Origin of the sequence: Anabaena sp. CCY 0017 (genome assembly GCF_963920885.1) — a bacterium.
In the GTDB taxonomy this organism is placed as follows: domain Bacteria; phylum Cyanobacteriota; class Cyanobacteriia; order Cyanobacteriales; family Nostocaceae; genus Nodularia.
On record NZ_CAWUDG010000050.1, the window covers coordinates 1 to 15184 of the forward strand.

At 40.5% G+C, this 15184-nt stretch carries 13 protein-coding genes and 2 pseudogenes; 5 read left to right on the forward strand and 10 right to left on the reverse strand.

The annotated features are described in order from the left end of the window. From ACM0OW_RS25090 to ACM0OW_RS25105, 4 genes and pseudogenes are all read left to right on the forward strand, one after another. Positions 1-280 (forward strand): annotated as a pseudogene (locus ACM0OW_RS25090) (hypothetical protein); the annotation flags it as partial. A 298-nt stretch (positions 281-578) separates the two neighbouring features. Further along, a complete protein-coding gene (locus tag ACM0OW_RS25095) occupies positions 579-869 on the forward strand; it encodes a nucleotidyltransferase family protein (RefSeq protein WP_414553342.1) in 291 nt (96 codons plus the stop codon). Further along, a complete protein-coding gene (locus ACM0OW_RS25100; RefSeq protein ID WP_414553344.1) occupies positions 859-1209 on the forward strand; it encodes a DUF86 domain-containing protein in 351 nt (116 codons plus the stop codon). Before ACM0OW_RS25095 ends, ACM0OW_RS25100 begins: the two co-directional genes overlap by 11 nt. A gap of 101 nt (positions 1210-1310) precedes the next feature. Then, positions 1311-3059: an asparagine synthetase B family protein gene (locus tag ACM0OW_RS25105; RefSeq protein WP_414553345.1), complete on the forward strand. Its 1749-nt coding sequence runs from the start codon at positions 1311-1313 to the stop codon at positions 3057-3059. A 4-nt stretch (positions 3060-3063) separates the two neighbouring features. Here ACM0OW_RS25105 and ACM0OW_RS25110 read toward each other — a convergent pair whose 3' ends face one another. The 5 genes and pseudogenes from ACM0OW_RS25110 to ACM0OW_RS25130 all read right to left on the reverse strand — a co-directional run. Beyond that, positions 3064-4554, reverse strand: a complete 1491-nt coding sequence (locus ACM0OW_RS25110) for a hypothetical protein (protein ID WP_414553347.1) — start codon at positions 4552-4554, stop codon at positions 3064-3066. A 56-nt stretch (positions 4555-4610) separates the two neighbouring features. Beyond that, positions 4611-5882 (reverse strand): diaminopimelate decarboxylase family protein, encoded by a 1272-nt coding sequence (locus ACM0OW_RS25115; protein WP_414553349.1) that lies wholly within the window; start codon positions 5880-5882, stop codon positions 4611-4613. After that, positions 5852-7672 (reverse strand): asparagine synthetase B family protein, encoded by a 1821-nt coding sequence (locus ACM0OW_RS25120; protein ID WP_414553351.1) that lies wholly within the window; start codon positions 7670-7672, stop codon positions 5852-5854. The genes ACM0OW_RS25115 and ACM0OW_RS25120 overlap by 31 nt, the downstream gene beginning before the upstream one ends. A gap of 1 nt (position 7673) precedes the next feature. After that, on the reverse strand, positions 7674-8321 hold the full coding sequence (locus tag ACM0OW_RS25125) for a DUF3859 domain-containing protein (protein ID WP_414553353.1): 648 nt from the start codon (positions 8319-8321) through the stop codon (positions 7674-7676). 19 nt (positions 8322-8340) lie between these two features. Next, positions 8341-8492, reverse strand: a pseudogene (locus ACM0OW_RS25130) (peptide chain release factor-like protein); the annotation flags it as partial. 296 nt (positions 8493-8788) lie between these two features. Here ACM0OW_RS25130 and ACM0OW_RS25135 point away from each other — a divergent pair. Then, entirely contained in the window at positions 8789-9718 is a 930-nt protein-coding gene (locus ACM0OW_RS25135) for a tyrosine-type recombinase/integrase (RefSeq protein ID WP_414553355.1), read from the forward strand. 179 nt (positions 9719-9897) lie between these two features. On the opposite strand, the gene ACM0OW_RS25140 is transcribed toward ACM0OW_RS25135, so the two are convergent. The 5 genes from ACM0OW_RS25140 to ACM0OW_RS25160 all read right to left on the reverse strand — a co-directional run bounded on the left by ACM0OW_RS25140 (position 9898) and on the right by ACM0OW_RS25160 (position 15107). Next, positions 9898-11412, reverse strand: coding sequence for a P-loop ATPase, Sll1717 family (locus tag ACM0OW_RS25140; RefSeq protein ID WP_414553357.1), 1515 nt, complete (start codon positions 11410-11412; stop codon positions 9898-9900). 4 nt (positions 11413-11416) lie between these two features. Next, positions 11417-12793, reverse strand: coding sequence for a tyrosine-protein kinase family protein (locus tag ACM0OW_RS25145; protein ID WP_414553359.1), 1377 nt, complete (start codon positions 12791-12793; stop codon positions 11417-11419). 9 nt (positions 12794-12802) lie between these two features. Continuing rightward, entirely contained in the window at positions 12803-13324 is a 522-nt protein-coding gene (locus ACM0OW_RS25150) for a HEPN domain-containing protein (RefSeq protein WP_414553361.1), read from the reverse strand. A 597-nt stretch (positions 13325-13921) separates the two neighbouring features. Next, a complete protein-coding gene (locus ACM0OW_RS25155) occupies positions 13922-14362 on the reverse strand; it encodes a zinc ribbon domain-containing protein (protein WP_414553363.1) in 441 nt (146 codons plus the stop codon). Between the two features lie 142 nt (positions 14363-14504). Continuing rightward, on the reverse strand, positions 14505-15107 hold the full coding sequence (locus ACM0OW_RS25160) for a hypothetical protein (RefSeq protein WP_414553365.1): 603 nt from the start codon (positions 15105-15107) through the stop codon (positions 14505-14507). Positions 15108-15184: the final 77 nt, after the last annotated feature.

Consider the following 15184-nt stretch of genomic DNA (forward strand, 5'->3'; position numbering starts at 1 on the left):
AACTGGTTTGCTAATTGCTGCTACTGTACCTCATAACAGCCGGAAACGCTGTATTGCTGCTGCCGAAGTTATGCTTTATTGGTCAAAAGGAACACTACCGGGGTTAGGAACTAGCCTCGTAGACGCAGAGTCGTCTAGCTCTATTTCATACACCCGCAAACAAGCAGGAAGTATGAAGCAACTAGGGGCAAAGAAGCGTCAAAAATCTGTAGAAGTTTCTGCTAGCAACGAACTAAGGGATGTAGAAACCCATAGTTCAGGCGGAGCCAACTATGGGTAGTTCATCGCATCGGCAACGAATCAAGTCAATTATATTTGCCCAAATTGAACAGTTGTCGTTCGACGAGCATTGTCATTACCCCGCATCCGACCTAGATCATCTGGCTCAATAACCAAACCAGCTAGGCAAGAAGACAAGGGGCAGGGTCATCTGTTTAATGCAATAATGTAACTAATTTTAGTTGCAAAAAATCTCTGGTGGCAGATAATGGAAGTAAGCAGCCTGGAGTTCTTATGACATGATGTAATATCAGGATTATTTCTGGTTTATTCCCTGAAAATGGCTGAGGATTAAAAAAATGAACCGAGAAAATTTAATTGCTTTTTTAAAAGCTCATAGGGCAGAAATTCGTGGTTATGGTGTAAAATCTCTGGCTTTATTTGGTTCGGTAGCGAGGGATGAAGCCACGGCTAAAAGTGATATTGATTTATTAGTGGAGTTTGACGGCAAGGTGACGTTTGACTGTTACATGGACTTAAAGTTTTTTCTGGAGGATAGTTTGGGATGTCCCGTAGATGTAGTTAGCAAGAAGATGTTAAAGCCTCAAATTAGAGATGTCATTGAAACAGAGGCCATCTATGTCTCGTAATCTCAGACTGTATTTTGAGGATATTTTGAACAGTTGTCACAAGGTTTTGCGTTATACGGAAGGTATCAGCTATGACCAGTTTTTTGAAGATGAGTTGAGGTTTGATGCTGTGCTGCGAAATCTGCAAATTATCGGGGAGGCAATTAAGCAAGTACCGACGGAAACTAGAAATCGTTATCCTACGGTAGAATGGCGGAAAATAGCAGGTTTAAGAGATATTTTAGCTCATGCTTATTTCAGTCTAGAAAATGAAACCATTTGGGACATTGTGCAGAATAAAGTTCCACTTCTGCAAGAACAAATTGAGGTTATTTTTCAACAAGAATTTGGTGATGGTTAAAATTTTTAATGAATTGGTGATTTAAATTCTTGAGGAATTGGGGATCTGAAGTGGCAGTATATATTAGTTCACAATCAATTATTATGCTTTAACAATTACCCATGCTATTTGATATCTTTAAAAGCCGTAAATCTTCTCAAAACTTATTCATTAAAACTAATCCGACTTGGCGTGTAGCTTGGGGAGAAGTTGATGCAATTTATGAAGATATAGCTTGGCGAGATCAAAGATTTGTGGTGATTTTACCACGCACAGCTGCTGGATTTCTGAGCGAGAAATTAGCAATCAGTCCGGGAAAACGATTTATTATTGTTGGTGATATTTGGTTAACGAACCAAATGCAGTTGCTAGAACTGTTGGGAATTGCACCAGATAATTTTAGAGGAAATGCTCTCCAACTATTTGCCAATCTTTGGGAAAGATGGGGTTTTGAATGTCTGAAGCAACTTGTGGGAATGTTCGCACTGGTGGTTTGGGATCGAGAAAAACAGGTTTTGCACTTAATCCGCGATCGCATCGGTAGCCGGACTCTCTATTACACTACCACTGGCGGGGTGCGTTGGATTGCGCCTCAATTGAGAACTTTATCACCTTATCGTTCCTCTGATTTGGATTTGGTGGCTTTGCGCGATTACCTTTGTTGTGCCTTTGTTCCCGGAGAAAGAACCCTTTGGCAAGACGTGCGAGAACTGCGACCTGGAACTGTTTTACAATTTCCTCATGAGAAAGTGCAAGCTTATTGGCAGTTGCAAGAACAGATTACAGCCATCGATCAACCTTTAGTATGGCATGGCGATCGCTTGCGAGAACTCCTAGACCAAGTTATTCAAGAATATCTACCACCACCAAACGAACCTGTAGGGGTTTTTCTCTCAGGTGGTTTAGACTCTAGCGCCATCACTGCTTTAGCGGCAAAATTTCATCATTCCCCAGTCCACACCTTCTCAATTCATTTTGGCTCGGAATGTCCCAATGAGTTAGAATTTTCCAGTCTTGTTGCCACTCATTGTCAAACACAACACCATATTTTAGAAATTACTTTTGCGGATATGTGGGAACGTTTACCCCAAACAATGGCCTATTTAGATGACCCCATTGGCGACCCACTCACTATTCCTAATCTTTTGCTCGGAAGACTAGCGAGAGAAAGTGTACAAGTAGTTTTAAATGGTGAGGGTGGCGACCCCTGTTTTGGTGGACCGAAAAACCAGCCAATGCTGATTAATAGTTTATATAGTTCTGTGATCAATCAAGATACATTACAAGCTTATTTAATTTCTTTTCAAAAGTGCGCTGCTGACTTACCACAACTTTTAAAACCAGAAGTTTTGACCGCAATAAAAACAGCACCTTGGGTTTTTCAAGAAGATTTAGATTCCCCAGCCAGCTATCTGAATCGTTTGATGGCAATGAACATTAAATTTAAAGGTGCTGACCAAATTCTCACTAAAGTTAGTAATTTAACTCAAGCTGTTGATTTGCAAGGTCGTTCTCCTTTATTTGATCAACGAGTCGTAGACTTAAGTATGAAAATCCCTCCTGAGTATAAGCTTTCGGGAGTAGAAGAAAAAGCAGTTTTAAAACAAGCGATCGCCGATATTTTGCCAGCAGCAATTATTCATCGCCCTAAAAGTGGGATGATGGTTCCCGTACAGTTAGGATTTCGTAAATATTGGCAAAAACAAGCCAGAGATTTATTACTGAATCGCAATGCAGCCATTGCTCCTTATTTTAATCAATTACCAATTCGCAACTGGTTAAACTATGAAGGTGATACTTGGAGTCGTTATGGTGTCAAATTGTGGTTACTTGTGAGTTTAGAAATTTGGTTGCAAGTAAATCGAAAATAAACAATTAACCAAAGCTTTGGAAAATATACATAGAATTTGAATTTCCCGAATCATCAACTAATAGCAAATTGCTGCCACTATTATTTAATGTTTGACTATTAAAGATGCCGCGATGCAAAATTTGCATCAATTTTTGAGGACTAAAGTATTCTAATTCCACAAAATTACCAGCTTCCAGCCATACTAATTCTTCATTTAATAAACTCTGCCTAACTTCTGGTGCTAATATTTTAGCAGCCTCAGCTAATTCTGGAGAATTTTGAATGAGAATATTGCGGCTTGCAGCCAGAATTTGGCGTGGTAATAATCCCACATCAATAATAGTGATATCCCTATCTTTAAACCACTTCGGGCTAATGCTGAGGTGATTAATTAAATTCATCCCTTTAGCGCTACATTCATGGAATGCATATATTTTTAAATCTGCATTGCTACGCAGCATTTGCATCGTGGTGTCAAAAATGCTTTCAGGATATCCAGTAATGCTGAGAATTGCACAGTTATTTTCAAAATGAAAGTTATTAGCGATTAACATTTGGGCAACTGCGGCACTATCACAAACCACTAACCTATCAAAACTATAAGCAGTGATATCAGGATTAATAGTAATAGGTCTGCTTGCTGATAGGGGAGGAGGTAAAATTTTATCAATTTCATTGTTAACCCGTCTCCAAGAGGCCAGCCAATCCTGAAATTGGCTATGACTAATCCTAAATGTTTGGGTATTAGTAGGAGGTTGTGCTAGTTCTCGACGACCTAAATAAATAGCTAAAATTCCTATAATTGTGCCAAATGCAACTGAACTAGATAAACTAAATAAATTGTTAGCTAAACCAAAAATCACACTTACTACTAAAGTAATTATTCCCAATACTATGAAAATTTTAGCTGATTTTTTACTTTGGTAATAAGAGCGTATTTCTCGACGACCTAAATAAATAGCTAAAATTCCTATAACTATGATTGTGCCAAATGCAACTGAACTAAATAAATTGTTAGCTAAACCAAAAATCACACTTACTACTAAAGTAATTATTCCCAATACTATGAGAATTTTAGCTAGTTTTTTACTTTGGTAATAAGAACGCTTTAAAGAGTTCATTTGATTGAACAATAAGGCAATAATAAATGCTGCTATACCCGAATATGGAAATAAAAAAATGCTACATAAACTCCAATTTATCAAGATATTTGCGAAGGGAAAATTCAATAGAAAATTGTCTTTGCTTTGCAAACTATCAATGAGGTAAAATAGAACATTTTTTTTGTTTCGCAATCTTTTATCAATGAGGTAAAAAAACTGTTTTGGTGTAAAAAAGAGAGTGTTGTTAGCAGAAATATCTGCGATCGCTTTCTCAAAAAAAGGATCAGTAATTTTAAATTCTCCCATATTCGTTGGTTCAAAGGCAAACTGATAATTACAGTTTTTACAACGACCTTGATTAGCTGTCCGGTCTTTGAGTGTGTTAACAGTATTACATTTAATACACTTCATGGTAGTTATTTTTAGAGTTTAATTTTTGATTAATCCTAGAGAACCTTAATTTTGGCTTAATTGAAGATTTGATTCTTCAACAAAATACTATATTCCTCCCGCCGCCGAATTAAGCGATGTGTACCGTTTTCTAATAAAACCTCCGCAGGTTTAGTCCGATGTAAAAAATGGGATGACATAGCGTAGCCATAAGCACCAACATCTAAAATAGCAATTATGTCACCAATTTCTAAAGCTGGCAATTGGCAATTTTTTCCTAAAAAATCTCGTGAATAAGTGGTATTACCACATACATCTGTGAGATGAGTTGCAGATTCTGATTCTTTCAAAGCAACAATTTCTCTATAACCGCCATGTACTGAGGGGACAGAAATATTAGCCACAGTCGTATCTACCCCAATCAGTTGTTTTTCTGACTGCCATTTTACGGAAACTACTTTAGCTAGTAGAGTACCACATCCGGCGATCGCAGCTCGTCCAGGTTCAATAACTAGCTCAATATCTCTGCCTAAACGACTGATTTTAGCGCTCAAATCTGCACCAAAACTTTCCCAGTTAAAGGCTGTACCCTCATGATGATATGGATAGCCAAAACCACCACCAAAATCTAGATATTCCCAATCAGGTAAAAGTTGGGCTGTGGCTATGACTTGATCAATTACATTGGTAAAGGCGGTTGTCGCATTAGTCCCTGTCCCGCGATAAAAATGCAACCCACTCAGTTTTAATCCTACTTGACGAGTCAGAGCCAGCGCATCAGCAAATTCTTCTACACGGACACCAATCCGGCTATCACCAGTAATCTCCGGTAAATTCAGACGTAAGCCTAGACGAGGAGAAAAAGAGTTACTCAAAGATTTATAGACTTCGCAACAAAGTTGCACCTGCGAAATACTATCTAAATTGAGAGTTCCCACACCCCAATTTAAAACTTGTTCCATCTCGACACGATTTAAATTACTTCCACTATAGACAATTTGTGCTGGTGAAAAACCTGCTTGTAATCCTAAATAAATATCTCCAGGAGTATTAGCATGAAGTCCCCAACCTGCGGCGCAAAAAATTTGCAGCAGGGCAATATTGCCATTGGTAACACTAGCAAAGCGAAATTGAGTCTGAGGATAATCAAAAGCTTCAGTGATGCGTGTAATCGTGTGATTTAAAATATCAGCTTGGTAAACATAAAGAGGTGAATCGTAAGTATTTAGTAACTCTTGCCCCAGTGCTTGGGAGAAAGGAAAATGACTAGATGAGCAGTTTAATTCCTGACTGACAACTTCTAACTCATAATTGGTTTTTAATCTCGCCATTGTTTTTGAAATCTCCATAGTTTTTGTGGTAGCCAAAATGGATGATCTAAAGATTCTTTACCCGATGCTTCACCAAAAACATAAACTCGCCAAAGTTGCCACATAATCAGCAACCATAAAATTTCACCACTGCGACGACCTTGAATATTACCACCCAATTCCCCAGCAGCAATTTGTGCCGCCAGATGGGGAGAAAAACGGTTTTCTAAACGTAGTTTACCAGGATTTAACCACTTGCCAAGGGACTTCCAAAACTCATGCAAACACCAAGAGGTTAAAGGAACTCCCATACCGCGCTTTTGTCGCCAAACAATTTCTGAGGGTAATAAATTTTCTACGGCTCGCTTGAGGATATATTTCTCACAAGATCCGTTTAAACAGAGTTCTCCAGATAACTGAAATGTCCACTCAGCCAAGGGGATATCGCAGAAAGGCGATCGCACATACAACCCATGAGCAAACCCTAAAGCCGTGGCACGGGGATGTATATTTTGTGACCCTTTTAGCATCAAACTGGCACGACGCAACCGATGCAAAATGGCTGTACTATACTCAGGATCAAGTGCTGCTGCAATCCAATCTTCTGGATGTATATTTTGGATTTGATCATAAATATGTGGCTGGTAGATTTGAGCTTCGTAACCCCAAAGACGGTGAAAAGTGCGGAGATATTGTTGAAGAAAATTTTCTGGGCGCAAGGGATTTTGGCTTTGGTAAACCCCGGCGGCGATTAAAGGTTTATTCGTCCAACCTGCAAACAATTGGTCGCCACCTTCGCCGTTAAAAATCACCCTAGTATCTTGACTAGCCCTTTGTCCTAAGAGAAACAATGGCACTGTCACACCGTCGCCAAACGGCAAATCTAGCGCTTGTACAGTGGAAATTAGAGCCTTCTGAATTTGCTCAGGCTTGGCATCAACTTTTACTAGAGGAATTTGCAGATGTCGGGCGACTATTTCGGCATAGAGAGATTCGGAAATCCCGGCATTTTCAAAATCTAAGGTATAGCCAATCACCTTTACCCCTGCTTGCACCAGTAAGGCGGCGACAACCGCAGAATCTAATCCCCCAGAGAGAAAAACGCCGACAGGCTCATCTGTTAAGTCGGAAATTTGCCGTTGAATAGCTTGTTGCAGCAGAGTTTGTAGTTGTTTGACAGCCGTTGTTTCATCTTTTATTTGCACAGCTGCTTCACACCATTGTGATAAATGTTGAGAAATTGGTGCTGAAAGCCTTTGTGACTCAGACTGACTTTGCCAGATTAATTCTTCTCCCGCCGTCACTGCAAATATTTGATTCACTGGCGTGAGGGGATTGGGAACATAAGAAAAACAAGAATAACCGTATAAAGCCGGAATGTTAATTTCAGGATTTTCAATCACTGGCAGCAGCAGTTGCAGACGAGATGCAAACCAAATCACTTGTCCTTGTTGCATCCAGTATAGGGGGACTCTGCCAAAGGGTTCTCGTCCTAAAATTAAGCGATTGCTTTGATGTAATTTTACCCAAACATCGGGTAACAATGAACCATCAGAGTGCAAATAAGTCAAGATTCCCGATGCAGATATACCAGCGATTCGTTCTGGATGATGATTTGCCCTGGTTGATGCTTGTGGACAACCAATATGAGCAACATTCCAAATCGGGTATTTATTCTCGGATAGGTCGAAATGAGATAAGTCAAAGGTGATATGCAGCTTTTTGATGATATTTAGCTGTGCTTCTAACTCGCGTCGATCACCATAACCCCAATAGCCAATAAATTGCTGGGGCTGATTGATCTTTTCACCCGGCGCAATGTTTTCCATATTATTTTACTTCAAATTCTGTTTCACTAAGTTGGCGACCCTGGAGGAACATTTGTACTTTCCACCTACCTGGAGTTGAAGCAGAACCGATAGTGTAACGGCAGTGAGTATTCCAAATGGATGTATCAATTTCACGGGTTTGATAGCGGTTTTGCTGGACAATTTCACCATTAGGGTTAATCCAATTACACCTTAAATCTAGCTTTTGACCCACAGGTGCATCTTTTAAGGTGACACGATAAAAAATTTCTCGGCTGTTCTGGCGGGTAATATTTCTCAGGTCAGACCCATCATCTTGGGTCAGAGTGATGCGGTTGTTTCCAGTGGAAACTCGCTCCAGAGTAGAATTATGCTGTTGAATAGTTAATATTGTCCCAGTCATGGCGATGGGCAAAGCCCCGCCTCCGGCGATCGCCACCGCAGCAATCATCCCGATCACAATTGTCCGATGACGTTTTTGCCGTACTTGCAAAACTTGCCGACGCTGCATTTGAACCAGCGCTTCATCTAGCAACTCTGGTGCTAAACCTAATTCTTGTAAAATTTGCTTGACTTCTTCGGGTGCAATTTCTGCTTCTTGACGTGCTTGCAGGTTTCCGACTTCAGCGATGATCTGCGTTAGTTGCTCTGTAGTTAGTTTCTGGGTCATGATTAAGCGCCACTCCTACATAAAAAAGCGGGTAGTGATGAAGCCGTCAAAGCGTAAATGGATGTCCGTAGCAACCTTGTTAACGTTTTGACCGCCTCCTCCTTGAGAGCGAATCGCGCTCATTTCTATCTCGCTATCGGGGATGATAATTTTACGAGCAATTTGCAGCATAACTTATATATAACGTAGTGCGATGTCAAAAATCCGGGTGTGGGGGGGTAGGGTGTAGTAAATTCGGCATTGGACGGAGCTTGAGTTTCTATTAGATTTGGTTTGGTCTGCTCCTTTTTCATTTGTCTTTAATTTGACAAGTACTCAATCTACTACATAAGTAAACCAGCACTTTACGTAACTTAATAAATCATCTAGACGGATCTGGAATACCCATTAAGAGGGACAATAAAAATCAGACAACATAAAACCAGACTCAACTGCCGTTATGTCTTGTTAATCAACAGGTAGAAATTATGACTCTCTCACTTGTTCACGTCAGCAACTACCGTCAAGCAATCTCGGAACTATCCCCGGCGCAAGCGGAGGCGAAATTGATTACCCTGTGGTTGGATGGAAAGGCGGAGTCATCGGTGCGTGCCTATCAACGTTACGTTAAGCATTTTCTGAGGTTTTTGAGAAAACCCCTGCGTCTAGTAACATACGAGGATTTGGTTGATTACAGCAGCCAATTTTCCACACAAGCTGCTAGCACTAGGCGCATTTATCTGGCGGCGGTGAAAAGTTTAATTAGTTTTGCTCACAAAATTGGTTATTTGCCTTTCAATGTGGGGATGGCGCTGAAGTTGGCAGAAATTCCCGATGCGATTAATGAACGTTATTTAGATGAGGCAGACATTAAGTTGATGGTCCGGGCAGCCGCCGCGATGGTAGATGATGCTAAAACTGCTAAACGGCAGGCGATCGCTCGACGCAATCTGTTAATTGTGAAATTATTGTATCAGGCCGGTTTGCGAGCGCATGAACTTTGCCAGTTAACTTGGGGCGATTTATCAGCTAGAACTGATAGTGGACAAGTGTATGTGCGGCAAGCTAAAGGTAATAAGTCACGCACTATTTTGCTCAAATCAAAGCTGTGGAACGAATTGATGGAGTTTAAAGGCGATGCCTTGGCTACCGATGCTGTTTTTGTTAGTCAGAAGGGGGGACATCTAGAACGCCAGAATCTCCATCCCATTATCAAGGTGGTGGCAGATGCAGCTGGTTTGAGTGAACTTGTCAGTTGTCACTGGTTGCGCCATGCCCACGGGTCACACGCGGCGGAGCGGGGGGTTAATCCCGTCTTGATTAAGGATACTTTGGGTCATAGCAATCTAGCTATTACTGACAGGTATCTTAAGGCTAGACCCAATGATAGTAGTGCTTTGAAGTTAATGGATGTTTAACCTTTTTTGGAAGTCAAAATAGAGCCTCCGGCACGCTACCTCGGTAAGCGCAGCCATGCCCGCTAGGGCTTTACAAAATTCAAAATGAAGAAGAAATAAAATTTTTAATTGATTTGACACGCCCTAGAGGACTTTTGCTATGAGACAGAATTCATTCCCTGGCTAGCTTAGTGAAATATTTATTTTGGACGCTTAATACCACCTCGACGTTTGACTTCAAATCCATACAAATAAATCTCAGGCATATTAATCCGCCCATCAGAACGGCTTTCAACAATTCCCAGTTGTAACAAGTACTTCAAAACTTCCTCTGGTTTGGAAGTAGGAGGAAGTTTTCCCAATTGTTCACTCCATTGTGTCGCTGTAAGTACTTCTAAAAACTTCGCTTTTGCAGTAGGAACTTCCAAACCTATTAGGCTAGTTTTCAACGCTTCTAACCAAGGATATTCTTCTTGCGCTAACTCTCTAATTCTATCTTCAGAAGTGTCCATCAGCGCCCCTTGTAAATCAGATGGCTGTAGTAACGTCGTTTCTGGTAGACTTTGTTCGTTTTGTTCGTTAAATTTTTCTAATCTACGGCTTGCGGCTAGAGAAAATAATTTTAAAAAAGAACGTGGCGCAATTCTTCCTCCAGCATCTTGGAGATGATTTGGAATCCAGCTATAAGTGTAACCCTTCCTGGCATTAGCACCCATGAATTTACCAATCATTTTCTCAATGATCGATTGAAAAAGTGATTCTTCTGCTACTGTCATTATACCAATAGCAGTATTACTATCATTAATCAGGTTGGGAACCATGCGTAGATATTCCGTCATTTCTGAACCGGAATTTGCTAGACGTTTAAATAATAATTGATATAACCATAAAGGTTTCCATTCCAGATTAATTTGATGCGCTCTTAGCTTAGACGCATCAGGAAAACCTAAAAAGTCTTCCCGAAACAAGTCTGTACGTAAAAAAATCTTTGGTCGTATTCTTTCCCATCTCCGCCATTTATCTAACCAAAATGCCAAAAGTTCGCGGATGGGAGCAGACAATTCACTATAAGATGAAACCAATCTATCTAACTCATCATAAGTTACAAATAGCCATTCATCAGCCTCAAGTAATTTCTCGTCTAAACAATCTAAAGCGTAACTCATCTTCTCAATTTCTTGGCGTACTAAAGGCAGCCATTCTGATAATAATGGTAGCTTATGTATTAAAGTTTCACGAATTTCTAAAGGAATTTCCGCAGCCCATTCTGTATTTAATGCTTCACTCGAACGCCGCAGCATTATTCCTAACATTAATCCCATCCAAAAAGCACGCCAATCGATATTACTGGCGTTTTTCATCCGTGCTTCTATAGCTTCTGGTGTGGGAAATGTTTTTTCTTGCTGCCGAATCCGGCCAAAAGTTGCAATCCATATCGTTTTATCCAAGGAGGGTAAAGCCCTAATTTCGAGATTTTGGACTAAGGTGGCGCGTCCAGTTTCAATAGCTAATAGACGAAATAGTTCTGTTTTGCCTACACCTCGTCCTCCTAATATCAACAGTATGTCTGGTTCTAAGGCTCGTCGATAATCGGGAACGGGAAGAAAATTTTTCAAAAAAAGTGCCTCGTCATCACTTTCATGTTCTGCTGTGCCTCTTCCCGGTGCAATATCAACTATTAATTGAAGTAGGTTTTTTTTATTAAAATTACTCATGCTTCTACCCCATTTTTTTGTGAAATTCGCGTCCAAAAAGTCGGCAAATCTTCATAGCCAGTCCTTGATAAGGGTCACTTGTTATGACCTTAACGAGTTCTGATAAGCGACTGGCTTCTTCTGGACTTTTATCACGCAGGAATAAAGCGATATCTCCCCGTAAGTCATCTTGCAAAGGTAAAACAACTGGTGTAAAAGGTGCATCGCTATCCTGAATATTGGGAACTATTTCATTATCGTCGTAGTAATTTGTTTGAAAAGTTTGATATGCTTTATCTGCAAAAGTTTTCAATTCTTCTACTCTTCCTGCTTCGCGGAGTGTAGGTGCCATCGCGTGAACTAATATAACTGGTAATTGTTCTTGTGCGAGTGGTCTTGCAAGCCTACGGATAACGTTAGTTAATCCCGCCCAACTTTGCCGAGATTGTGTACCAAATATCACAGCACCGTGGGATAAATCAGCTATGGCTAATCCACCGATATCGTGAAACCCTGCTCTAGCATCCAGGAAAATAAAATCTAAGGGTTTAGAAGCACTTTCTAATTCGCGCAATAAATTTCGGAGAGTATCAGGTAATTCATGGTCTACGACATTTTGAAAATCTAGCCTTGCTAATTTTTCTAAATAGTTATTATCGACTGTACCAGCAGAAATTAAACGCAGAGTTTCGCCTCTATCACCGAGTAAAGTTTGCTCGTTAATTGATAATATATGAGTTTTTAAAGGCCAGTTATTTTGCTGATTTTTTTTTTCTAATAGATAATCAATCACACCAGGGTTTTTAACATCATCTGGAAAAAAGATTGTAGATAAACCCGGAGCTTCCAAATCTAAATCTACTATAGCTACGCGATGACCGCGACTGGCTAGTGTAATAGCAGATGCAACTAACCCTGTAGTCCGCCCTACACCACCTTTAAAGGAAAAAAAAGTGAGTATAGCTGGTTTATGTCCCTGGTCTACAAATTTTTGTTCCCAAGGTGGGCTACCTGCATCTTTGTCAGTCCAAGCTTTTTTGGCAATGTGACGTTCCAATATATACCAACGCGGTGAAACAGTGTCATCATCCCACTCAGCAGTAACTCTCTGGTCAATAATTACTTTAATTAAAGGTTTATAACCATCCTGCTCACCTTGTGGGAGCCAGATATCTTTACCATAGTAAGAACCGAGTTTTTGAGACAAGCTGGTTTCTAAAGTAGTTATATCTGCCTTTTGAGGGATGAAATTGTTGTCATGCTCTAGATAAAGCCGTATTGCTCCATAAACATCACGTATAATAGTTATAGACTGAAGATTTTCCGTCCAAAGTGATGATATCTCTGGTTCCTGAAAGCACTCCCGTATTTTTGTAAAAGTTTCACCGAAACTAATCGCCATCTGAACAACCTAGATTTTAATTTTACCGTCTAAAATAAGTTGGGGAATAATCTCAAGATAAATTTCTTCTGCGCGTTGGGCTGCTTGTTGAGCTTGAATTTCGCTCCACAGTCCTGATTTGGCGTACCGTCGTGCAGGGTGATTTTGGTCTAGTACAGTTCCCATTGTACGGCTTGCTGGCAGTTGCATATCGACTGCTGGATATATTAAACGTAACCTTTCCATCGCTTTACCCTGAAGTTCTGCTAAATCGTGACCATATTTTTTTGCTGACGTAGAATCAATATATACTTCTACTAAGACTTTGAATGAGCATTCCACAACATAACCTGCAAGGTATACGGCATTGTCCCATCGCTGCTGATTAAGCAGATATTGTGCATCCTGTAAATGCCTTGCTGCTGCTTGTTGAAAATTTTCGGAATATGTGCTTTGGTTGGTGTTTCGGTGGGCTGTTTTATGGCTGATGTCGCATGAATCCGACTTGATGAGGCTATGAAAACTCAAGTCTCGCCAGCCAGGGGGGAGCAATGCGATTTTGTGATGTGGGTGCGATTCGTTGGCTAGAGAATTGCGTTTTTTGTCCTGGAAACCACGCAGAGGTCATTGCCAGAGTATCAATAAAATATAGGTGTAGAAACATTAGATAGAGGGAGTTTTGCCGTAGGTAGTGCCTAAAATGCCACCTTGACCGAAAATGCGATCGCCTAATTTTAGCTTACGCTATCGCAGTCATGGGTTTCGAGACACTAGCAATGCGGAAACGGTGACGGGGTGGGACTCTTTCTTTCCAGTTACTTATTACCTTGACTGGGTGGAGCTATCTGCATGAAAATATCGTGCGTCTACTGTGATGGGATCGCTTTTAGCGGGCGCTCCGCGCCATCGCCGGAGGCGGGGCTTTGCCCATCGCCAGAAACAAATTTTGTGGTATGGTTTTAAATTCGGCATACAATGTCTGCCGAATTGGAAAATTGCTTGATGCTAGACTGGGGGTAAGGCGCAGGCGAATTCATTCGCCGTCTTAAAAGGCATAACTATATCCATCTTTTTTGTGAATTGCTGAACAATATTTCTGCCATAAAATATCAGTTAGCTTGACTTCCGATACTTTTTTGCTAACATTCATTAACAAATACACTCTTTAAGAGAGGGCGTATCAACCAATGCACGCAGGAAAATCCCTCGCGCACCATTCATGTCCCGGCTCATCACCTGCCCGTCAGATGGAGACTTAACGAATTTAGCACCACCAAGATTGGGGATTATTTCACCAGTCCAACTGACTGTTTTTGATGTGTACGCTTCGTTGACATCCATAACTACTTTATTAGTCTCAAAAGCCTTGTGCTTAAGAAACTGCTTAAATCGGTAGTGAGAGAGTGTTAACATTTGGCGCACTGACTTTGACCTAATCCGTCGCTTCGCCTTCTTAGACATTTGGGATGTTTCAAAGGTTGGCAGTAAAATAATGTCAAAGTTATCAACCAAAAATCGAGCAGTTTTCTTGTGCAATTCGTCTACAAGGTTTTTGATTTTACCTCGCAGTCTACTGGCGGCAAGCTTCATCCTTCTTCTTTGTTTGCACTTGGCTTTAGTGAATTTAGAAATTAACTTATCCAAACGAAAACATAGCTTCTGAAGGGGAGCAACGCGATTTTGTGAGGTTCGGAAATTTGGTAATATAAGTTACCTAAGTTTTGAGCGATCGCTACCTAGAAAAGGTAAAAATAGGGAATTTCAACCAGGGTTTATTAGGAATCAGCCCTGGTAATTGAGATATAAAATCCGATCTCACATTTTCGCGTTGCTCCCCTTCTGAAGGGAGCAAATTAGCAGATGTTCCAATTTCACCAAAACTACATTCAGAAAAGAAGGTGATAAATGTTCTGATGCCGGGGTCAAGTGCTACAACACGTCCTTGGTTATCAGACTTCTGTTGTGGCACGTCCTCTGGAACTGTCAAATAGTAATCACGGTATGCAAACACTAAACGACAGTCGCCAAAGCTTTGCGGTAAGGCTTCTTTAAAGGTTGCCCCACCTAATATAGTGTGGTAAATTCCCAAATCTGCGGTAAAAGATTTGGGAATGTAGCAAGATTGCACAGTGTCTTTTCTTGATCTAAATCTAATCTTGCTAATACCACCACCGTTTTTAAACTTTTTCTTGGCATTGCTGACAGACTTACAGGCATCTTTGATGGCGATTGATTTAATTTGATAAGGGACTGATTTACTCCATTCTGGTAGTCCATTCAATATGTCAGTCTTAATCGCTTTCCAGTTAGCCTTAACGTTAGAGTCTTGCAGCAACTTGACAGTATTGACTTCCTTTTACAGCACTTCCGTCTATTATGAGGTACACTTGATTAAAATATAAATACTTTTAA